We start from the raw sequence: 18,951 nt of genomic DNA, 5'->3' as shown, positions 1-18,951 counted from the left end.
ACATTGTTGTCACACGCCCGCAAGATGCACCATGTCGTTTTTCCGGGGAAAGGTTAGTTTGACGGTTGTGCCTTCGCCGGGAGCAGACTCGACGTGAATGTCCATATGAAGCGTTTGGGCCACCTGCCGGGTCAGGTACAGCCCCATTCCGGTAGCCGCACCTTCCAGCCTGCCTCGGGTTGAGGTGAAACCTTTATCGAAGATACGGGGTAAATCCTGCGCTTCAATCCCTCGCCCGTGATCCTGAATTGAGAGAATATGATGTCCTTCCTGCTCCCAGCTCCCGATGATAATATCCGAGGATTCACTGTATTTGACCGCATTGCTCAGCAGCTGCCGGATCATAAAACTCAGCCATTTGCTGTCGGTCAGAACACGCGTAACACCTAGAGACACATCGAAACCGATGCCTTTGGAAATGCACCAGGATCTCAAGGCTCGAATCTCCGCATTCAAAATCGGTTCAAGCTCCGTCTCTTCGATAAACAGATCGTTATGCATAAATGGAATCCGCTTCTGATGCAGCTGCTGATCAAGCAGTTGATGAATTCGCAGCCACTCGTACGTCATCTGATTCCGGAGTTTCTCATCCGGGGTGCGTTCGATCATTAACTGCAGCGCCGTGAGCGGTGTCTTCACTTCATGGATCCAGGATAACATCTGGTCCTTCTCCTGCTCGAGCAGAATCAGACTAGATGAGGATTCCTTCCGATAGCGCTCGGTCTGAGAGGTTACAGCATCCTGTACGATAAGCTCGTAGGGACTATCGGCTGTATCCAGATCTGCCAGATCATAGGTATGGTCCCAGGTCGTTAGTTTTTTATAGAAACGTGTCTCCCTCGGATATCTCGCCCAGATAAACACAATGCAAATCACCACATTCAGGATAACAACGTATGCCAATGATTGAAGAGGGATGGAAGAATCCATATAGGCAACAAACAAAATGATGAGCTGCATGGCTACCAGCAGTAAGATCCAGCTAAGCTTTTCTCTGATGTATTTGCCGATCATGCTTCGGCCTCTTCCGTTGCCATATATCCCTGTCCCACTTTCGTTTCGATATACCCATCCAGCCCAATTGGCTCGAGCTTCTTCCGAAGCCGATTGACGTTGACCGTCAACGTGTTATCACTTACAAAGTGTTCATGATCCCACAAGCTTCGAATCAGTTCCTCACGGGTGACAATCTGATTTTTGTGCTCTACCAGCACTTTGAGAATAAACATCTCGTTTTTGGTCAAAAGAACCGCTTCAGAACCCAGTGTAAGTGTATTCTTCACATATTCTATCGCAGCCCCTCGCCAGGTTCGAAGTTCAATGCGTTCCGTGTTGTAGTTATACACCCTCCGCAATGTGGCCTGGATTTTCGCGATCAAGACGTCGAAATGGAAGGGCTTCTGGATAAAATCATCCCCTCCCAGGTGCATGGACATGACCATATCCGTAGGATGATCCCGTGAGGACAAAAAGATAATGGGCACGTTCGAGTGAGCTCGAATCATCCGGCACCAGTGAAAACCGTCATATTTGGGCAATTGTATATCAATAATGACCAGCTGCGGCTGAACGTCACTATACTCCTGCATGACTTTACTGAAATCCTGTATGCCATATATGTCATAAGACCATTGGGACAGCCTTTCCTTGATCTCGCTGAATAAGGATTCATCGTCTTCAATGAGCATAATTTTAAACAAGTTCCTTCACCACATTTCCGTTCTTCTAAGGCTGGAATAAGTTCATTACAAATGAACTAATCCCATCTCAGTATGTTGTCAGTGTACAGCGAAGTTGAAGTTAGATCAAAAAGATCTTAACATGGAGCAGTAAAATCGAGAAAACGTAATGGATAATGCTAGCTCTCCATGGTATGTATGACTTTGTTTGTATCACTGATCTCTTCGATCCGTTCAATGAGCTGCTTGGCTACCTCCCGTGGCGATCTTAATTGCTTCGCTTCATATACTTGATTAAATAGACCAGATAGCACAAATTCATCTGTACTCTTACCTCTTGCCACAGCCTGAAGTTCTGTATCTACCATGCCAGGATCAAACGCTATGACCTCTACAGGGTTCATCCTCTCAGACTGTTCCATCGCCAAACACGCCGAAAACATGTTAATTCCAGCTTTTGAAGTACAGTATGCGGCCATCGAGGGTGCCGGATAACTACCTGAACCCGAGGTCAGATTCACAATTTTCCGCCGCGCGGCAAAATGATTAGTTTGCCGTATAAAAGAAGAACTCAACATCATCGGGGCTCCCAAACTAATATTCAAATTCTTGCTTATCTCTTCTGTGCTGCACTGATCTATCGGTTTCAAGGGTTCGAGCATTGCTGCATTATTAATAAGTCCTATGAACTCGGTTTCCTGTAAAGGAATATGCTCCAGTATTCGTGTCACCAACATCTCTATGCCCATCAGATCACTCAGATCATACTTAAAATGCCTATACTGGTCATGGCCATGCAGAAGCTCAGCAGTTTCCCGTGAAACGCCATAGACCCGATCTCCCTGTTCCAGTAGCAACTGGGCCAGTTGCAAGCCAATCCCCTTGGACGCACCAGTAATAATAAACCCTCTGTTCCTCATGCTTAGTCACCCTTTCTTTTCTCAGTAAGTGGTTTTCTCCATAGCGTCACCCACAGGATCTGCAGGCCGAAACGATGATCTTCCTTACCCATCGCCTGCATCGGGCGCAGCTCCACGCATTCAAACGGATCTTCAAGCAAATAACGAAGCTTCTCCTCTGTAAAAGCCAGTCCGCCCTTCATGGATCTCTCTTGATACACTTCCCAGTCATTCATCACGGTCTCAGGTCCGCCGAGCCCTCCAAAACCGGGAGCAAAACACGTCATGCCAAAATAACCCCCAGGGTTGAGTGCATCAGTAATCATCTGAATGTACGGGATACGCTGGTGTGGTAGCAAGTGGTGCAAACAGCCGGAATCATAGACAAGGTCATACTCCTGCTGCGGTTCTAGTTCAAATACGGATCGGCATTCAAAGTTCACATCCAACTGCATTTCGGCAGCTCGTTCCTTGGCCCATGCAATCGCTGTTTCGGAAAGGTCATACGCATCGACGCTGTACCCTGCCTGTGTCAAATAGAGTGCATTCCGCCCTGGTCCGCACCCAAGCTCCATCGCTTTTCCGCCCGTAAGCAAGCCCGAATTCACTTGCTCGACCAGATTCTCATCAGGCTTGTTAGGGAAAAAGGGAATCGGACGATCCCGATTTTCATAGAATGGCTCCCAGAATTGCTTCGCTGACCTAAACTCTGCATCCAGCATATTATATAGATCCTGTACATTTTTAATCGTCTTCTCCAACGCAATATCCCTCCTCAAATTCCACCAAAAAGTGTTCCCACCTGTTCTCTTTTATGTATGAAACTAATCGTTAGTTATCCATGCAAACCCCTTAATATCTAGCCCTTTTAACTCGTCATATTGCTTTAAAACTACACACTATATTATACCATTTTTGCCGAACTATCTCTATTTTTTTGTACGTTTCCATAGATAAAACCTAGTTAATATGAATCAAAAAAACAGAACTTATCGCAGGAGAATAACCTCTGCTCAAGCCCTGTTTTACTGCCACGATCAAATGTATATTATTAATTTTAAACCGTCCTCAATTTCTTCGTTAAATAAAGTACGACGTCATCATCAATGATGGTTTCATCCCCTGGCATAAGATAGCGATCATGCTTGTGAATTCCCTTGCCATCCGGGATATATCCGCGGCGCGCATACAGGATCTGGGCTTTGCCATAATCGGTGAATACGCCAACCCCAATCCCTGCAGTAGTCGTGCGTTCTTGAATCAATTCCTCCGCGCGATCCATTAATCGTGAACCTATGCCTTGACGCTGATATTGGATGAGCACATTGAAATCATTAATTTCAGGGATTCCCTGCTCCTTGAACGATGGGTATGGTGAATTCCATAGGACATTGACGTATCCCGCAAATGCTCCGTCCAGCTCGGCGACCAATGTGACGCGTTCACCCTTTTCCTGTTCTACCAGGTAGTGAAGGTACTGTTCCACAGGTTTGATCCAGCCTTGTTCCTGAAATGCCCGAGAGATTAAGGCTGGATCATTCTCATTCAACGTTCGAATATGTATGTTCATCTTGTCTCTCCCTTACACATCGTTTAGATTTTAGTAATGCATCCGTTAAATCCATATCATACTGGATAGTTCCCTTAGAGGGGTACGCTATCCATTGATCCAAAAAAGTATAGAACATTTCTCCAAAGCTCATGCCCGAAGGCAAGGCATCCACCAATTTCAGCCCTCCAATTTCATGATTCGGAAGCTCTACAGATATGGAGTTGAACTCGTCGACAGAAGCATAATAAACCATACCGAGGTTCCCATTCATTTTGTAAATACCAAAAGGCTCAAGATTAAACCTTATTGCTCCTGTCTCTTCGTAGAGTTCCCTGCCTGCAGCGTTCAGCGGAGTTTCACCGGGTTCACAAGTACCTCCGGGAAGCTCCCATCCTTTGCGTTTATTGTTGTAAACAACGACGTATTTCTCCTGAAACTGTGTAACCATAATCACGAATGCAATTCCTCGTTCAGGCTGCTCCATTTCATTCAAATAAAACCATTTCGGCTCTTTCACAATAGCTGCACCTCTCTGTTAGATCCCCAGCCTTTGTCTGAGCGAAGTGATATGAGCAACATGGTGTCTGCCATGCCAGGAGTAAACCCCCAGGTTGTAATCCAGTCTCGTCGTTTCCTGCGAACCCGGATGGTAGAATGGTTTAGCATAATCCTCATCGGATAATGTATGCAGCAGTGCGACCCATCGCCGATGCAGTGCATCCAGTATTTGCAGGGAGAACTCAATATCCAAATCCCTTGAATCACTTAGCTCTGCCCACCGCTCTTCATAATATGGTCTTATCGTTGGTGTATCCTCGGTGAGAGCCAATTTGAAACGGATCATGCTGTTCATGTGACTGTCTGCCATATGGTGTATAACCTGTTTGAGCATCCATCCACCTTCACGATAGGGCAGGCTCAACTGCTCTTCGTTTAATCCTTTTACAGCTTCTCTCGCACGTTCTGGAAGCTCGGCAATATCCTGAATCCACTGATCCCTCTGTGCGGATGTAATCTCGTCGGTATGTTCGAATGTGCCTATCGGATAACGCAAATCCATTCTCCATTCCTCCTTGTCATACTCCATCAACCAACAGTCTCTCATCTGGCCTTCGTGGAGCTCATGTTCCCTCAACAGCCTGATTTTTCTGAACCCGCATTTCTCATAACAAGCGATGGCTCGTACGTTCCATGTCTGGGGATCCATGACCACTTTCTGAGACTGCTTCTCTTCTGTTAAATAGGCTACCATAGATTGCACAAGTTTTGTGCCAATACCCTTATTCCAGTACGCTACATCGCCAATAAATTGATCTGTTCCATAAATCTTCTCAACTGGATCTCCATAGCCATATTCATTTCGTTCATCTTCTTCAAGCTCATAGAATTGAATATAGCCTATGGGCTTACCTTCCACCTCAACCAGGCAACGACTCGTGGCATCCTCCTGTCTGTAAAAATGTTCTCTTACCCGCTCCAGATCATGCGGCTGATCACGACCCTCGTAATATTGCAGTACGGCCGGGTCAGACAGCCACTGAACCAGATGAACTTCGTCTGCTTTTCCCAACAATCGTACAACAATCTCATTGATTCGGTATATTAACTTCACTCCACATTCTCCTTAATCATCACCATGTGCTCTTTCTTGACCCAGTTTAGATTTTTTCCGAGTACCTTCTCTTGATGCACATAATAGATCTTGGGATTATTTAATGAATAAACATTTTCACTCAAAGGAGAGATCGTGAAGCGCACCCTGTAACTACCTGCTTCATCAGGTATGGAGAATCCCGCGAAATCCCCATTTTCGTTACTCGTATTAATCCCCTCATCCTGCAATGCTTGATGAACGAGCTGTTCCGATTCGCCTGAAGTCCCCACGGAAGAAGGTCTGAAATATGAATCGTTCAGTTCCTCATTGAAAGACAGATTGCCCCAACCGAAAATCACGGGGTATACCATGTGAATACCATTGTCTTCTCTGGTACGGGTGATCTGCATATCCACCTCAAACTTATCCGTATCGACCTGACGAATGGTGCCTTTCATGCTGACATCCTGCTCCTTCAGACTGGGGACCAAGTTGTTGTAGGTAAGCAGGATCACAACAACTACAATAGCGATCCCCGTGATCCAAAATATGGTTCGTTTTCGCATTAGTCCATCCCCCTGACTGCTTAGCTGCCTTTTTGCATATCGTTGCATCTCATACCGATAAATTGTTGTTATGTGGCGGTTTTTACGGCCTTCCAGATGTACTTATGCTCTCGCACAGCAATTCTTCCGTTCATGTAATGCTCCTGAATTTTCATCTGCAATTGTTCGCGATACTCGGGCAGTGTGTAATCCGGATTGCCTGGAACATCGGAGAGAAAGAGTGCAAATTCCTTTTCATTCGGGAAAATCATGAACGCCTCATTGAACTCTTCAATCTCGATCTGCTCATAACGGTTGCGCAGCAATCGTTCCTTCACCTTGCTTACGTCTGTATGTATGCCGAAGATCATGCCGCCACTTCGTAGCACTCTTCCATGTTCAATGATGGAAGTAGGCCCTCTGCGGTCATAGATCAGATCGAACTGTTCATTTTCAAAAGGGACTTCAGTCTTCGTTGTGGCATAGACAAAGTCAACATTGTTCACTTCGCTTGCCGCTTCAAGCGCAGCCTGTGCGATATGCAGCAGCTCCTTAGAATTATCAAAGCCCGTAATATGACGGGTATGTGCCGACATTTTTAGTGTAAAATCACCATCACCACAGCCTGCATCGAGCACGGTTCGATGCTGAGAAAGTAACCGGATCAATCGTTCCTCGAAAATGCCCTCAGCCGATTGACCTTCCCAAGTGTATGTAGACCTCCCCTTATACCCTCCGTTTCGCAGGGCGATCATATCGTACCAATCCATTCCCATCGTTACATCTCCTTCCAGAAGGAAATTCCTAAATAAACAATATTCGACAACTGGAGTTTATTTCTCCTGTCTTTTTCATTATCTTTTTTGGCTAAACGAATGCTATGTTCGTTCGCAACAACCATTCACAACAAATTTGAAACGACTATCTCATCGATTCCGTATTAAGGTCCAAGTCGAATTATTTTCCATGTATAAACCATTATGATCTGGAGGTTGAGCGGATGTCTTTTTTCAAGAAAATGTTAGCCAGCGTAGGTGTGGGGGCAGCTAAGGTCAACACGGAACTCGATACACCAGAGGTTGAGCCAGGAGGAGTCCTTTCGGGAACCGTCTATATTCAAGCTGGAGATGTGGAACAAAATGTGGACCGGATCTATCTGACCATCAACACGCATTACATAAGGGAACATGATGATCGCAAAGTAAAGGAAACAGCCGTAGTCGCCAAATATTTGCTGACCGAAGGATTTACACTGCAACCTGGGACGAAGCTTGAGAAGAAATTCTCGTTCGACCTGCCAGAAAACCTTCCAATTACGCTCCATAGCGCAGAGGTTTGGGTAGAGACCGGCCTGGATATCTCAAGCGCCGTTGACCCTTCAGATCGGGATAGACTTCGCGTTGTGCCCACTCAGGATATGCGTACCGTGCTGGATGCCATCGACATCCTTGGTTTCCGGCTGCGGGAAGTGACCAATGATTATGCTCCAAAACTTGGCGGCAATCTGCCATTTGTACAGGAGTTCGAGTTTGTGCCTACAAACAAGTTCAGAGGATACCTGGATGAACTCGAAGTACTGTTCTATCCGATGGGCGATTCCATGGAATTGCTGCTGCAGATCGACCGAAGAGCTCGTGGTCTTGGCGGCATTTTTGCGGAAGCGATGGGTACGGATGAAAGCTTCGTGCGCCTGCATCTGTATGACAGACATTTGGAACGAGGAGCTCACTCTGTAGCCCAAGGGCTTGAAGAAGTCATTTCCAAGCATCTATAAATTCATTTTTGTAGTATCAACAGCTCTCAGACTGCATTTCATGCGGTAAGAGGGCTATTTTTCTTTCATTTGTTGATTTGAATTATAGATAGCCTCTTACGGGATCTTCTTATCCAGCTTGTCTGCTGGAAATAATGGGTATATTAAATAGAAACAGAGGAGGCGAATTTCACTTGAGTGCACAACGTGAAAATCAGGAAAAGAACGAAGAACCAACGATTATCATTGGCGCAGGCCTGGCTGGTTTAAGCTGTGCCTTTGAACTTGTGGACCAGGGAAAGCCCGTGCTGATTCTCGAAGCAGCCCCATATGTGGGGGGACGCACAGGCAATTGGGACGAGCGTGGGATGGAAGTCGAATCGGGATTTCATAAATTCATCGGATATTATAAAGAATTGCCAAAATTACTTGAGCGGGCAGGCATAGATCTGGATCAGATGCTGGCTTGGGAAACAACCATGCAAGTCCGCCATCCTGATGCAGAAGAGTACGGTGAATTTGGACTGGACGTTATCCATGCTCCACTTAAAACATTATCAGGCGTACTAGGCAATAATGATTTTATTACACCTGGCGATAAGGCTTCCCTTGTCCCGTTTCTGGCTGCAGGGTTCAAGGACTGTGTCTCTAGACCTGAGGAACTGGATGAGATATCGCTGCTTGATTATGCTAAGCAGCACGGAGTAAATGAGCAGGCTCTGGAGCGCATCGTTGAACCGTTATCTTCCGGCATTTTCTTCATGCCTCTTGAGCAATATTCGGCATACGCCTTCTTCGGCCTCTTTCTGCCGGGCATCCCGCGTATTCATAAAATGCGGATTGGTGCCTTCACCGGGGGCATGACGGATGTGATGTGTGCCCCTCTTGCAGCAGCAATCGAGCAAAAAGGAGGGCACATTCGCACCAACGCCCCTGTAAGGCGATTGTTAGTGGGAGTGAATGGTTTGGAAGGTGTGGAATTAAAAGATGGTGAACGAATCAAAGCGAATCGTATCGTTGTTGCGGCCAATATCCGTCGTTCCCAGCAATTGCTTGAGGAGCATTTCAGTGAGCATGAATGGTTCCAACCTTTCCTGACCCTGGATGCAATGCCGCATGTTACGGTACAATTCGAATCGGCAATTCCTCTTCTGCCCGAAGACCGGACAACATTTGGACCAGGTACTGATGTTGGTTCGTTCGGAGAACAATCCCGCACTACGTTTCGTGGACGACCTGGCAGAGCTTCTATCATTATGGTAAACCCGGATGAGCTAATTGATCTCCCTGATGAGGAAGTCTGGCATCGGGCCCGGAGAGGCCTTGCTGCCATCGGACTTCATGAAGGGGTTTCATCCGTAACCGAGTATCGTATTGTCCGAGGGAATGAAAACTTTTATCGAATCGCCCCAGGCAATGAACGCAAGCGTCCCGAACAGGTGACTCCAATCCGTGGACTCTATCTTGCTGGTGATTATACCAAACAGCCCATGTTTACCACGATGGAAGGTGCCGTGTTATCCGGGCAGAAGGCAGCAGCCGGCATTCTTAAGGAAGCGACTAAATAGTCATCTGGCCTCGCTAATGCCGATGTAGCAAAATGGGCAGCCTGCGCCGTCATGACCTGACGAGCAGAGCTGCCCTTTGGTGTATAGAAAATACGAGATAACGCAGCTTCTAAGAACGTTGCTTTCTCCGCATGAGGCCTGACCGTATTCCATAATAAACGGCGGCAAACAGGATAAGACCAGCTCCATAGAGAAGAATCATGCTGACATCCCATCGAACGATAGCTCCAAAAGCAACTTGGGTTTGCATGTTAGTCGCAGATGAATAGCTCTCTGACATATCAGGTACGTAAGTCGCTGTCATCCACATGCCTTGAGCTACCTTCCAACCGATCATACCCAAAATCATGGACAGTGTAACCAGTAATGATTCAACGCACAAACGCTTATTGATCCTCATCAGTTGGCCCCCTTTTACACGGTGTGTTCACCCATCAGTCGGAATAATATATGATCCACCACATCATCCGTCGTTAAGCAGTCGGTCATTACATACTCCTCAAATTGAGATCCACGGAAAGCTTCAGCACACTTCTCTCCTTGTTTAAATGTCCACCCGCCGGGCGTATCCCCGCGTTTTAGCAATCTCTCGTGTAATGTGTCCATTGAAGTCATCAGTGTAAAGTGAAACAGCTCAGAATCGATCTCTCGCAGGCCACGATGTATGTACTCGAATTGTTCGGTTTTATAGATTGTCATTGGCACAATCAGATGTTTGCCATATTTCTGCTTGATTTCACGGGCGGCTTGTACGGTAAGGACTTTCCACAGCTCCATATCCTGAAAATCGTCCGTTTTCTCATGTTCCAGCTTCACATCGTCCACAATCACATTTCTCAGCATATAACCGACTTCTTCCGGATCGAAGATCATACTGTCCGCCATGAGTGAGTGCAGCTTATGCGCAGCCGATGTCTTCCCTGATCCAAACGCTCCGTTAATCATCACAATCATGGTAGCTCTCCCCGTGAACTGAATTTAATTCATCAAGATGTGCTCGATTTCCTGTCTTAAGCTGTCTTTGTTATTGTCCACATATTGATACAGAAGATCGAATACTTCTTCATTATCTTCCTGCATGCTTAAGCTTTTGGCTTGCAACTCTACCCGCTGTAAGACTTCATGAATGTGCGGTCCATGTGTTTTCAGCGACGTGGCTACATCGTGCTCTGACAATGCATTCACATTCTGCCGCAGTTGCTCGGAAGTGACACCACTCCCGGATAACTCGAGCTGGATACTCTTCAAGATCTCTGCATCAGCCTCGTTCCCGATCCGCTGCATCGCGGTTATGGTTTCCTGCAGAAATCCTCCGCTTGCGTTTTCCAAAAATCCGGTCATGCCGTTCATGGACAGCTCGGTATCCAGATCAATAATTAGGATCACGTCACGCAGAACTTGCGGAAGTTCAGGCCCACTTTCACGAATGGTTGCAAACTCCGCACGGTATAGATCCATCGCCACACTCCCCACCACTTCTTCACCTGACATGGCTTCAAGCTGATCCAAAGGCAATAATTGTTGTAATTCTTCCTGTAAGGTATTCATCCATTTCCTCCTATATACACTAGACCCATTTACGGTCAAAACAACCTCTCAGTCGCTTGAACTTTTATATCATAGCAGAATAACCTATTTTAATTGAATACATTCATGATTTCTCCTGGACAGGCTATCTTCAAATTTACATAGAACGTCTTGAAGTTAACCTTCATTTGACCTGCGGAAAACGATCCATTGTTATGATCTTCACATCAAGAGTCATGGGAGGGGTAATGATGCGCCTGGCCTTGTTTACCGACACCTACATTCCCGAAACCAATGGTGTTGCCGGTACGCTGCACCGCCTGAGTAACCACATGAACCGCAGAGGTATCGAACATCTGCTGTTTACTCCGATGTCTGTCATTGATGGCAGTGACTCCGCTTCGGTACGAGCGGTCGCCAATATCCCCTTTTTTCTGTATCCGGAATGTCGGATCGCCTTACCTAACCGGAACTCCATCCATCAACAGCTGCAAGCCTTTGAGCCAGATCTGCTGCACATCGCCACACCTTTCAATATGGGACTCCTCGGTCTCAAGTATGCACTCAAGCATCATCTGCCACATGTGGTCTCCTACCATACCCACTTCGATCGTTACCTCGAATATTACCGATTAAAGAGCATGATTCCCCTCTATTGGAAGTACATCAAATGGTTCCATCGATCCGCCGATGCCACCCTGACACCGTCCTTGGAAACGCTAAACACACTCCAGTCGCAAGGTATTCAGCGTCTTAAGCTCTGGTCACGCGGAATTGATTGCGATCTGTATGCACCCGATAAACAAAGAGATGAAATTCGTACTCGCTACAATATAACAGCCCCTCTTATTTTACTCTACGTTGGACGAATTGCCCCAGAAAAAGATATCGCTACGCTCACGTCTGCCATGCAGCACCTGCCTGAACACATTCAATCCCGTGTACATTGGCTCATTGTAGGGGACGGACCTCTGCTTCCCAAAATGCGTTCGCAATGCCCACCCAATGTGACTTTTACCGGTTATGTGCATGGCGAAGAGCTTGCTTCTATGTATGCTTCGTCGGATTGGTTTGTGTTTCCTTCCTGCACAGAGACCTTTGGTAATGTAGTGCTGGAAGCCATGGCTTCCGGACTGCCTGTTCTTGCTGCAAATGCTGGAGGTGTGAAGGATCTGGTGGTGCATCATCGTAGTGGTGTTTTATTTGAGCCGGGTAATCCCGAGGCCTTGATTCGAGAGATATGTCTCTGGGGCGATCACGTGGATCAGCTTCAAAGGATGGGTCTGGAAGGCAGGAAGCTGGCTCTACAACGATCCTGGGAACATATTTTTGACGGGTTGATCAGGGACTATGAAGAGGCCATTGATAATCGCAACAGACGCTCGAAATCTCGAATCATAACAGCCTGAACCTTGTTAGATAGACAATGCTTGGTTTGAGCTTGGTCATACTAAAAAAGAGTGGGGATGCAGCCAACATCCTCACTCTTTACAACGATCTCCCTATAGCAAGGGCAGCAATTCACGCAGATGCGTGATGGAATGCAAAGGACGGGCGGTGATGCTATCCTGCCAAGGCTGGTTGACTTTCATCCAGATGGTGTTCATGCCTACATTAGCAGCTCCTTCAACATCATTCGTCGGATGATCTCCTATGTAAATACACTGCTCGGGAGACAGACCGAAATGATCGAGTGCTAGTCGAAATATCTGCGGATCGGGCTTTTTCACCCCGGCTTCTTCTGAAACAATAATCAGGTCAAAATCATCCCGAATTCCAAGCTGATCGATTTTGCCATACTGTATATCTGTTTTGCCATTGGTGATTAATCCGGTTTGGTATTTGCTTCGGAGCTGCTGTACCACTTCCCGCGCCTCTTCCATCAGCACCGCGCTTCTTACATACTCCTTGCCATAGAACTCCATAAGCTCTGCATGCGGCGGGTACACGGACCAAGGTAGCTCCTGCAGCAATTCATTGAATAGAAGCGGTTTATCCTTATAACCATCCTGATCAAGTTCTATAATTCGTTGGTTGATATCGTCAGTAGTCTCCAGGTGACTGAAATATGTCTTCAACAGGCTTTGAGTAAATCCCTCGAAAGTTCGTGTCCTGTTCAAAATGGTATTGTCCAAATCAAAAATAATGGCTTTAATCTGGTCCATTGTACTTCTGCCCCCTTAACTTTGCCTAAGATTACTTGAATCTGTCCCTTGCTAGGAGTCTTTCTCCAAAAATTGCTCCAGCTTCTGATTTATTCGGGCTTGCTCCTGCATTATTTTTTTGGTTTTCACTTCGATGCTAAGTAATGTGACTGTCATAATCAAGATACACACCAAAAGAATCAACTCTTCGATCACCCTCACCTCTTTATCTACCATTTTATATTAAAATCCATATTAAGGATATATTTTACATTAAATCCTTCTTGCTCATATCAGCCTAAATTTCTTCAATGCATGGGTGACCCCCTCCTCACTCGCTCTTAGCGTAACGTAATCTGCGCTTTGTTTAAGACGTTCTCCCCCGTTGCCCATTGCGATCCCGAGGCCCACAAACTCTAGCAGATCGATATCATTCTCTCCATCACCGAAGGCCATGGCTTCCTCTCTGGTCAGATGGAGATAGTCAAGGACTCTCGCAGCAGCTACAGATTTGGATACTTCGTTTTCTTCCAGCACATTGGACACATACGGATGAAATCTCACAAAGCGCAATGAAGGGAATCTGTCCTGAAATTTTTTAGCCTCTAGCTCATCCGCATATAAGCAAATGCAAACCACTTCCTGCTCCAGAGAATCCATTTGCTGCGGAGAATGCGTTACTCCGAGGGTTTCCCGCAAGGCGCCTAAGACGCGGACATCCGTGGCACGTACACCATTCATTGCAAACGACTCTGTAAAATATGAAATGCTGTGATTGTTCAACTCGGCAAATTCACTTAATTCCCGGACCGTCTGTCCAGAGAGCACGGACTTATGTATAATCTCATCCCCGATTTTGATCAATGCCCCGTTGGCTGAAATAATGGTATCGATCCCCAAATCAATGAATTCCTCGCACAAACTGTAGGGCCTGCCTGTGACAAGCACCACCCGTATGCCTTTATGTATCAATTCGCGAATGGAATCCGCCGTAGCTGATGATAATCTATGATCCGTCTCGCTTAACAATGTACCGTCTACATCGAAGAATACAATTCGAATCAAACGTTCTTCCCCCTCTTCTGCGTAAATTGGATTGAATACACTGAGAAATACAAAACCTTAGCAGAATAACCCCTCACATGAAATGTCCCACTTCGTAAAAGAGATGACCCCTGTGCATTCCAGGCTGTCATCTCTTTTGGCTTCTAATTTACTGCAAAATCCTTCACATTGCATAACCACACCATATGGTCCGTTCCCTCGCCCCAGTAGTTGTGTGCCACAGTATAGGGTTCTCCAAACTTTCGCTTCCACTTCTTCTGCGCGGTCCGGTAGCCGCTATCCAGGCAAAATTGCTTAACTCCTCGCTTCTGAAGTTCAGTTGCGAGCGCCTCAATGAGCATCGAACCTATTCCCTGACCTTGAACTTCCGGCAGTATGTATAAGCTACCCAATTCCCCGATATCATTCAGTCGATTCTCACTCAGAATCCGAATCTCCTCGCCGCAGGGTGCATATGAAATCGTCCCAACTACGTTATTTCCGCGTTTAGCCAGCAGAAAAAAAGACCCGGTATCAGTAGACTCACTATACTCGTCCGGATGCAGTGTTGATTGAAGCAGCGACTTTTTGTGTTGAATTTCATCCTTCATATCATCTTGAAGCGAACCCAATCCCTCTTGATTAAACGCCTGCGTAATGGAACGTTCAAACACCAGGTAGGCACCCTCCACATCTGTTGAATTTAAGGGTTGAATGATAGTCGGTTGATCCATATATAACGGTCTCTCCATTTCATGATGTCTGGTTAATGGGTATGCTGTTCAATCAATGATCTTAATTGATTTGCATCCTCTAGCGATATGCTATATCCCGTGGTGGTGTCTATCCCGTCTACCAACAGGGCCTTCATTTTAGGATCAGTTCCTATAGAAAAATCATATTTGGTCACGGATTGATCCGTATTCGTTACACTCATTTTGTATTGTGCTAGGTAATTAAGATTTCCAGGTAAAAGTTCCGCGTTTTCTATCGCATTCATGATCACCCGAACTTCGGTTGGCTCATCGAACTGAATATCTTGGCAGGGTTCAAATGTGTAATCAGGGTTACAGGTTAAAGTGATGAGCGAGGGAAGATTTTCATCTGAACCAGAAGTATCGGTATGTGTACAGCTCGCAAGGAAAACTGCGAACAAACATAAGAAGATTGCTCCTTTTTTCATCCGTAAACACCCTCTCCCTTAGCTTCCCATGTTCACATTCAGATGCTGCAGCTCAGGGTCCCACGATTGGAATAACAAGATCAACCGCTGCACCGTATCGGTCACAAACGCCTGTACCAAATCATCAGTCAAATATGTGGGCACGATCCCGGGCTCGTTGGCCTGCTCGTTAAAAAAAGAAACTGTACGATCCCTCCAGCGCAGAATCTCTTCTGCTGTTAAACGACCCTCGACATCATAACACAGAGTATTTTTAAGCATATGCCATACTTCCCCACTCCAACTAGCATAATGATAGAGGTTAAAATCAATCTGATCCGTCTCCTGGTAGTACAACCGGCCGAGTTCATCCTTCGTTCGCATCACATCATTGGTTTCATCCGTGCTGGTGACTCGTTCCACGAATTCAGGATACAAACTCCGAAACCAGTAATAATCCGTCATGACATGCATGAAATAACCGCGTATAAACCACTTCCAGCCCTCATCTGAACGTTGTTGAATGTAGACGGAGTATAGCTCTTGTAAACGTGCGACATAATTCTCATCACCCTTGGGGTTGAAGTGGGTGTATTCCTTGTCCTCCCTTGTTGTACCTTCACGCATATGAATGGAATCCGGTGCAATATTCCCAAGATAGAACGGACCTCGATCAACACGTTTTGGATTAGCATCAGCAAATAGCACAGCTACATGTAAGTGAACCATAGGCAGTGGCATGGAATGTTCTCCTTTAGATCAGAGTCTGCTGCTCATAGAACCGATAAGAACCATTACTTAACAGCATTTAGCCGAGGAAAAGCAAATTCATCCCTGAACTCGTTCTAACAGAATTGTATTAAACAACTGTTCCAAATCTGTATGAAGAGCCGGCTGTTCACGAACCAACAGACTGATGTACTCCGAACCGCACTCATAGAAAACCAGACGATTATAAGGGGCTGCGTCCCCCAAATGATTCAGTTCCAGCCCGAATTTTTCTCGTATCCGATTTTCGATATATCGCGCATAGCCTTCGTTCCACTCCAGCCAGTTCCAGTACTCCCCTTGTTCCTCAGTTAAAGAGCTGAATAACATTTTTCTTGCTGATTGTACCTGGACTACATCTCCGCTCTTCAAGGTAGACAACAGTGAATTGATCCGCTGGACCACATTCTCATCCTCATAAGGGAATTCGTAATCAAGCTCCCATGTCACACGTTTAATCTTCTCCATCCTATGTTTGATTTGAAGACGATTCCCGATCTCCTCATATTTCTCATGGACATAACAATGAACATACTCGTGAAACAGGTACACTTTCTGCTCAAAATTTTGGAAGGCTGAGTCTGTCACAATTGCACACATTCGTTCGTTCATGTGGTGCACTGGCATGGCTGCCAGACACTCGTCAGGGATGTTAAGATCATCCGGAACAGTTTTCACCCATTCATATTGCCCTTTCTCTACTGAGTAATCATACATATATAATAGGGCCTCAAATGCAACAACCACAGGATAATGCTCTGCAAATAAAGGATGTATGCTGACCAAGTCTTTTTGAAGATCGTTCAACTCGTTGATTTGTTCTAAAAAAGTATCCACCATGTCATTTGCCCTCTCTTTACTTAGTTGATGTGTTAATCATACTAAACCAGTAGAAATAAAACACTGAGAGAAAAATGATAATCTTGTGGTTGGTTGATTCATGAGAGAATTAGAAGCGTCCCCCGCGTTTTTCACTTAGATAGATATCCAATGCTTGGATTCCACGTTGAGCAAGTTTTATAAATAGGATTAGAGCATATATGCCCAATCCGTATAACACCAAGTTAAATATAATTGCAAAGATTGACACTATTGAGAACAATACTTTTTCCTCCTAATCAACCTGATCAAAGCAGAAACGTCTAAGCTACAGGCATGTTATTTTTAGTTATAATTCCTATTTTAGCATATTTTACCTAAGTTTACTTTTAAGTAGATCAATGAGTACTTAATCAGTTATGGGTTCTGATAAAACAAAAAAACTCCCATTCAAAAATAGTTGAAAGGAGTTTTATAGAGATTCAATAATATTTTGATCCATTCTTCACTCAAAGTACTTCTAGGTTATGCATTAGAATTTATCTATCCCCATGCTGATCTTAGTTCTAAACTGTACCGTATTGCACCACAGCTCGTTAATCACAGTTGTTCAGGCAGCCCGTACAAATACATATTTATGCAGTCTGTATTATTTTTCAAAGCTTCAATAGTCTTAACATGTGGAGACTTAAATATCGTCATATACTCGGCTTCGTCGTACTCTTTTCGGATCGTAAAGGCAAGTTTTTCTTCATCCAATGAAAACTCTGCTTGGATTCCAGGCTTGTTTCCTCGTGCATCCAAACGGATCCATGAATCTAAATGATGAATATAGACAGCATTTAGTGCATGGATACAATAGCCCGTATCTGGAGTGTCCCCGATCGTAAGTCGTTGATAACAGAAGCCAGATGGTATTCCCTCTCTCCGTAATATGGCACATAGTAGATTTGCTTTGGCATAACAAATACCTTCTTTATAAATCAATGTCTCTGAAGCGGAACATGTGACTCTAGAACTCTTGATATCCCAGGAATGGGCAATTTGATCCCTGACATACATATATGACTGTTTGATATAATCCACCTGATCTTCCGATGATGCTGCTAATTCCGAAGCAAGTCGAGCAACCAGTGGGTGATCATAATTGACCTCGTCAGTCACGGTCAAATAATCCGCAACGACTTGAGTTTCACAGATTAGATTCATTTTTATCAACCTTTCAAATAATTATACTTAATATGCAAGTCTTCAATTAGTTTAATAGTATAATTATACATAGTAAAGAATAATAATCCCTTTAGTAATCTTTGTGCTGTCGTTAACTAAGCTAAAGTGTAGGGAGTTATCATTTAATTTTTAGATAATCTGTAATTAAGTCTAGACCCTTGCACCGATAAACTAAAAAGCCGCTAAAATAGCGACTTTCTAAGGGGAATAGTAGATGGTTATAGTTACTCCGTAGAATTTGAGAAAAACGAAAAACCCTTGAGGAATACTCAAGGGTTTTGATATTCAGTAGGCACCATCGTCAGTATAGCTTATAACTATGGTCCATTTTGATGATTATAGAAGTTACACGCGGGATGAATACTCTCCCAACACGTACAAAAACAATGAGCCATGAAGGGCTCGAACCTTCGACACCCTGATTAAAAGTCAGGTGCTCTACCAACTGAGCTAATGGCTCATAATAAAATGGCAGGGGCAGCAGGAATTGAACCCACACCAACGGTTTTGGAGACCGTTGTTCTACCTTTAAACTATGCCCCTAAAATGGTGGAGGCTGAGGGGCTCGAACCCCCGACCCTCTGCTTGTAAGGCAGATGCTCTCCCAGCTGAGCTAAGCCTCCATATATGACCCGTAGGGGATTCGAACCCCTGTTACCTCCGTGAA

At 45.2% G+C, this 18,951-nt stretch carries 22 protein-coding genes, 3 tRNA genes and 1 pseudogene; 3 read left to right on the top strand and 23 right to left on the bottom strand.

The genetic code is table 11. The features are described 5' to 3' along the window. Window positions 1–9: 9 nt before the first annotated feature. From MH144_RS18545 to MH144_RS18500, 10 genes and pseudogenes are all read right to left on the bottom strand, one after another. Window positions 10–1,014 (bottom strand): sensor histidine kinase, encoded by a 1,005-nt coding sequence (locus MH144_RS18545; protein ID WP_239302766.1) that lies wholly within the window; start codon window positions 1,012–1,014, stop codon window positions 10–12. After that, window positions 1,011–1,700, bottom strand: a complete 690-nt coding sequence (locus MH144_RS18540; RefSeq protein WP_239302765.1) for a response regulator transcription factor — start codon at window positions 1,698–1,700, stop codon at window positions 1,011–1,013. The genes MH144_RS18545 and MH144_RS18540 overlap by 4 nt, the downstream gene beginning before the upstream one ends. Window positions 1,701–1,858: 158 nt before the next feature. Beyond that, a complete protein-coding gene (locus tag MH144_RS18535) occupies window positions 1,859–2,599 on the bottom strand; it encodes an SDR family NAD(P)-dependent oxidoreductase (protein ID WP_239302764.1) in 741 nt (246 codons plus the stop codon). A gap of 2 nt (window positions 2,600–2,601) precedes the next feature. After that, window positions 2,602–3,339, bottom strand: coding sequence for a class I SAM-dependent methyltransferase (locus MH144_RS18530; protein ID WP_239302763.1), 738 nt, complete (start codon window positions 3,337–3,339; stop codon window positions 2,602–2,604). Window positions 3,340–3,635: 296 nt separating this feature from the next. Continuing rightward, on the bottom strand, window positions 3,636–4,148 hold the full coding sequence (locus MH144_RS18525) for a GNAT family N-acetyltransferase (RefSeq protein WP_239302762.1): 513 nt from the start codon (window positions 4,146–4,148) through the stop codon (window positions 3,636–3,638). Further along, a complete protein-coding gene (locus tag MH144_RS18520; RefSeq protein WP_239302761.1) occupies window positions 4,120–4,614 on the bottom strand; it encodes an NUDIX domain-containing protein in 495 nt (164 codons plus the stop codon). The genes MH144_RS18525 and MH144_RS18520 overlap by 29 nt, the downstream gene beginning before the upstream one ends. Before the next feature lie 51 nt (window positions 4,615–4,665). Further along, a complete protein-coding gene (locus MH144_RS18515; RefSeq protein WP_239303583.1) occupies window positions 4,666–5,190 on the bottom strand; it encodes a YfiT family bacillithiol transferase in 525 nt (174 codons plus the stop codon). Window positions 5,191–5,280: 90 nt separating this feature from the next. Next, window positions 5,281–5,742: pseudogene (locus tag MH144_RS18510) on the bottom strand (GNAT family N-acetyltransferase); the annotation flags it as partial. Beyond that, window positions 5,739–6,290 carry a hypothetical protein gene (locus MH144_RS18505; RefSeq protein ID WP_239302760.1) on the bottom strand — a complete coding sequence of 184 codons (552 nt, stop codon included), beginning with the start codon at window positions 6,288–6,290 and terminating at the stop codon, window positions 5,739–5,741. The pseudogene MH144_RS18510 and the gene MH144_RS18505, both read right to left, overlap by 4 nt. 68 nt (window positions 6,291–6,358) lie before the next feature. Further along, window positions 6,359–7,045, bottom strand: a complete 687-nt coding sequence (locus MH144_RS18500) for a class I SAM-dependent methyltransferase (RefSeq protein ID WP_239302759.1) — start codon at window positions 7,043–7,045, stop codon at window positions 6,359–6,361. A 224-nt stretch (window positions 7,046–7,269) separates the two neighbouring features. Here MH144_RS18500 and MH144_RS18495 point away from each other — a divergent pair, with 224 nt between their 5' ends. Next, a complete protein-coding gene (locus tag MH144_RS18495) occupies window positions 7,270–8,043 on the top strand; it encodes a sporulation protein (RefSeq protein WP_239302758.1) in 774 nt (257 codons plus the stop codon). Window positions 8,044–8,216: 173 nt separating this feature from the next. Further along, a complete protein-coding gene (locus MH144_RS18490; protein ID WP_239302757.1) occupies window positions 8,217–9,590 on the top strand; it encodes a hydroxysqualene dehydroxylase in 1,374 nt (457 codons plus the stop codon). A gap of 109 nt (window positions 9,591–9,699) precedes the next feature. On the opposite strand, the gene MH144_RS18485 is transcribed toward MH144_RS18490, so the two are convergent. Genes MH144_RS18485 through MH144_RS18475 form a run of 3 tightly spaced genes read right to left on the bottom strand, consistent with a single transcriptional unit; the run spans window position 9,700 to window position 11,138 of the window. Continuing rightward, window positions 9,700–9,990, bottom strand: a complete 291-nt coding sequence (locus tag MH144_RS18485; protein ID WP_239302756.1) for a hypothetical protein — start codon at window positions 9,988–9,990, stop codon at window positions 9,700–9,702. A 14-nt stretch (window positions 9,991–10,004) separates the two neighbouring features. Next, the gene (locus MH144_RS18480; protein WP_239302755.1) at window positions 10,005–10,544 is read right to left on the bottom strand and encodes an AAA family ATPase; all 540 of its coding nucleotides are present in this window, start codon (window positions 10,542–10,544) and stop codon (window positions 10,005–10,007) included. Between the two features lie 24 nt (window positions 10,545–10,568). After that, the gene (locus tag MH144_RS18475) at window positions 10,569–11,138 is read right to left on the bottom strand and encodes a DMP19 family protein (RefSeq protein WP_239302754.1); all 570 of its coding nucleotides are present in this window, start codon (window positions 11,136–11,138) and stop codon (window positions 10,569–10,571) included. 230 nt (window positions 11,139–11,368) lie between these two features. Between MH144_RS18475 and MH144_RS18470 the strand changes: the two genes are divergently transcribed. Continuing rightward, a complete protein-coding gene (locus tag MH144_RS18470; RefSeq protein WP_239302753.1) occupies window positions 11,369–12,526 on the top strand; it encodes a glycosyltransferase family 4 protein in 1,158 nt (385 codons plus the stop codon). A gap of 93 nt (window positions 12,527–12,619) precedes the next feature. Here the strand turns inward: MH144_RS18470 and MH144_RS18465 are convergent, their stop codons facing one another. From MH144_RS18465 to MH144_RS18420, 10 genes are all read right to left on the bottom strand, one after another. Further along, complete coding sequence (locus MH144_RS18465; protein ID WP_239302752.1) at window positions 12,620–13,282, bottom strand: HAD family hydrolase; 663 nt, start codon at window positions 13,280–13,282, stop codon at window positions 12,620–12,622. A 267-nt stretch (window positions 13,283–13,549) separates the two neighbouring features. Beyond that, entirely contained in the window at window positions 13,550–14,326 is a 777-nt protein-coding gene (locus MH144_RS18460; protein WP_239302751.1) for a Cof-type HAD-IIB family hydrolase, read from the bottom strand. 143 nt (window positions 14,327–14,469) lie between these two features. Next, window positions 14,470–15,039, bottom strand: coding sequence for a GNAT family N-acetyltransferase (locus tag MH144_RS18455; protein ID WP_239302750.1), 570 nt, complete (start codon window positions 15,037–15,039; stop codon window positions 14,470–14,472). 32 nt (window positions 15,040–15,071) lie between these two features. Beyond that, a complete protein-coding gene (locus MH144_RS18450; protein ID WP_239302749.1) occupies window positions 15,072–15,488 on the bottom strand; it encodes a YhfM domain-containing protein in 417 nt (138 codons plus the stop codon). Between the two features lie 18 nt (window positions 15,489–15,506). Then, window positions 15,507–16,208 carry a hypothetical protein gene (locus MH144_RS18445; protein ID WP_239302748.1) on the bottom strand — a complete coding sequence of 234 codons (702 nt, stop codon included), beginning with the start codon at window positions 16,206–16,208 and terminating at the stop codon, window positions 15,507–15,509. 87 nt (window positions 16,209–16,295) lie between these two features. After that, window positions 16,296–17,075, bottom strand: a complete 780-nt coding sequence (locus MH144_RS18440) for a hypothetical protein (RefSeq protein WP_239302747.1) — start codon at window positions 17,073–17,075, stop codon at window positions 16,296–16,298. Between the two features lie 579 nt (window positions 17,076–17,654). Further along, window positions 17,655–18,263, bottom strand: a complete 609-nt coding sequence (locus MH144_RS18435; RefSeq protein ID WP_239302746.1) for a transglutaminase-like domain-containing protein — start codon at window positions 18,261–18,263, stop codon at window positions 17,655–17,657. A gap of 408 nt (window positions 18,264–18,671) precedes the next feature. Then, window positions 18,672–18,744, bottom strand: a tRNA-Lys gene (locus MH144_RS18430). Window positions 18,745–18,753: 9 nt separating this feature from the next. After that, window positions 18,754–18,827: transfer RNA gene (locus tag MH144_RS18425), tRNA-Trp, on the bottom strand. A gap of 4 nt (window positions 18,828–18,831) precedes the next feature. Next, a tRNA-Val gene (locus tag MH144_RS18420) sits at window positions 18,832–18,907 on the bottom strand. Window positions 18,908–18,951 lie beyond the last annotated feature (44 nt).

Source organism: Paenibacillus sp. ACRRY, from assembly GCF_022346995.1.
In the GTDB taxonomy this organism is placed as follows: Bacteria; Bacillota; Bacilli; order Paenibacillales; family Paenibacillaceae; genus Paenibacillus.
Note: the sequence above shows the minus strand (reverse complement) of the source record. Positions and strands in the feature narration are given on the sequence as shown.

Excerpts from the sequence above, each read along its gene's own strand:
- MH144_RS18545 (WP_239302766.1), bottom strand. The coding sequence starts at position 1,014 with ATGATCGGCAAATACATCAGAGAAAAGCTTAGCTGGATCTTACTGCTG.
- MH144_RS18535 (WP_239302764.1), bottom strand. The coding sequence starts at position 2,599 with ATGAGGAACAGAGGGTTTATTATTACTGGTGCGTCCAAGGGGATTGGC.
- MH144_RS18525 (WP_239302762.1), bottom strand. The coding sequence starts at position 4,148 with ATGAACATACATATTCGAACGTTGAATGAGAATGATCCAGCCTTAATC.
- MH144_RS18520 (WP_239302761.1), bottom strand. The coding sequence starts at position 4,614 with ATGGAGCAGCCTGAACGAGGAATTGCATTCGTGATTATGGTTACACAG.
- MH144_RS18515 (WP_239303583.1), bottom strand. The coding sequence starts at position 5,190 with ATGGATTTGCGTTATCCGATAGGCACATTCGAACATACCGACGAGATT.
- MH144_RS18505 (WP_239302760.1), bottom strand. The coding sequence starts at position 6,290 with ATGCGAAAACGAACCATATTTTGGATCACGGGGATCGCTATTGTAGTT.
- MH144_RS18500 (WP_239302759.1), bottom strand. The coding sequence starts at position 7,045 with ATGGGAATGGATTGGTACGATATGATCGCCCTGCGAAACGGAGGGTAT.
- MH144_RS18495 (WP_239302758.1), top strand. The coding sequence starts at position 7,270 with ATGTCTTTTTTCAAGAAAATGTTAGCCAGCGTAGGTGTGGGGGCAGCT.
- MH144_RS18485 (WP_239302756.1), bottom strand. The coding sequence starts at position 9,990 with ATGAGGATCAATAAGCGTTTGTGCGTTGAATCATTACTGGTTACACTG.
- MH144_RS18480 (WP_239302755.1), bottom strand. The coding sequence starts at position 10,544 with ATGATTGTGATGATTAACGGAGCGTTTGGATCAGGGAAGACATCGGCT.
- MH144_RS18475 (WP_239302754.1), bottom strand. The coding sequence starts at position 11,138 with ATGAATACCTTACAGGAAGAATTACAACAATTATTGCCTTTGGATCAG.
- MH144_RS18470 (WP_239302753.1), top strand. The coding sequence starts at position 11,369 with ATGCGCCTGGCCTTGTTTACCGACACCTACATTCCCGAAACCAATGGT.
- MH144_RS18465 (WP_239302752.1), bottom strand. The coding sequence starts at position 13,282 with ATGGACCAGATTAAAGCCATTATTTTTGATTTGGACAATACCATTTTG.
- MH144_RS18455 (WP_239302750.1), bottom strand. The coding sequence starts at position 15,039 with ATGGATCAACCGACTATCATTCAACCCTTAAATTCAACAGATGTGGAG.
- MH144_RS18450 (WP_239302749.1), bottom strand. The coding sequence starts at position 15,488 with ATGAAAAAAGGAGCAATCTTCTTATGTTTGTTCGCAGTTTTCCTTGCG.
- MH144_RS18445 (WP_239302748.1), bottom strand. The coding sequence starts at position 16,208 with ATGCCACTGCCTATGGTTCACTTACATGTAGCTGTGCTATTTGCTGAT.
- MH144_RS18440 (WP_239302747.1), bottom strand. The coding sequence starts at position 17,075 with ATGGTGGATACTTTTTTAGAACAAATCAACGAGTTGAACGATCTTCAA.
- MH144_RS18435 (WP_239302746.1), bottom strand. The coding sequence starts at position 18,263 with ATGAATCTAATCTGTGAAACTCAAGTCGTTGCGGATTATTTGACCGTG.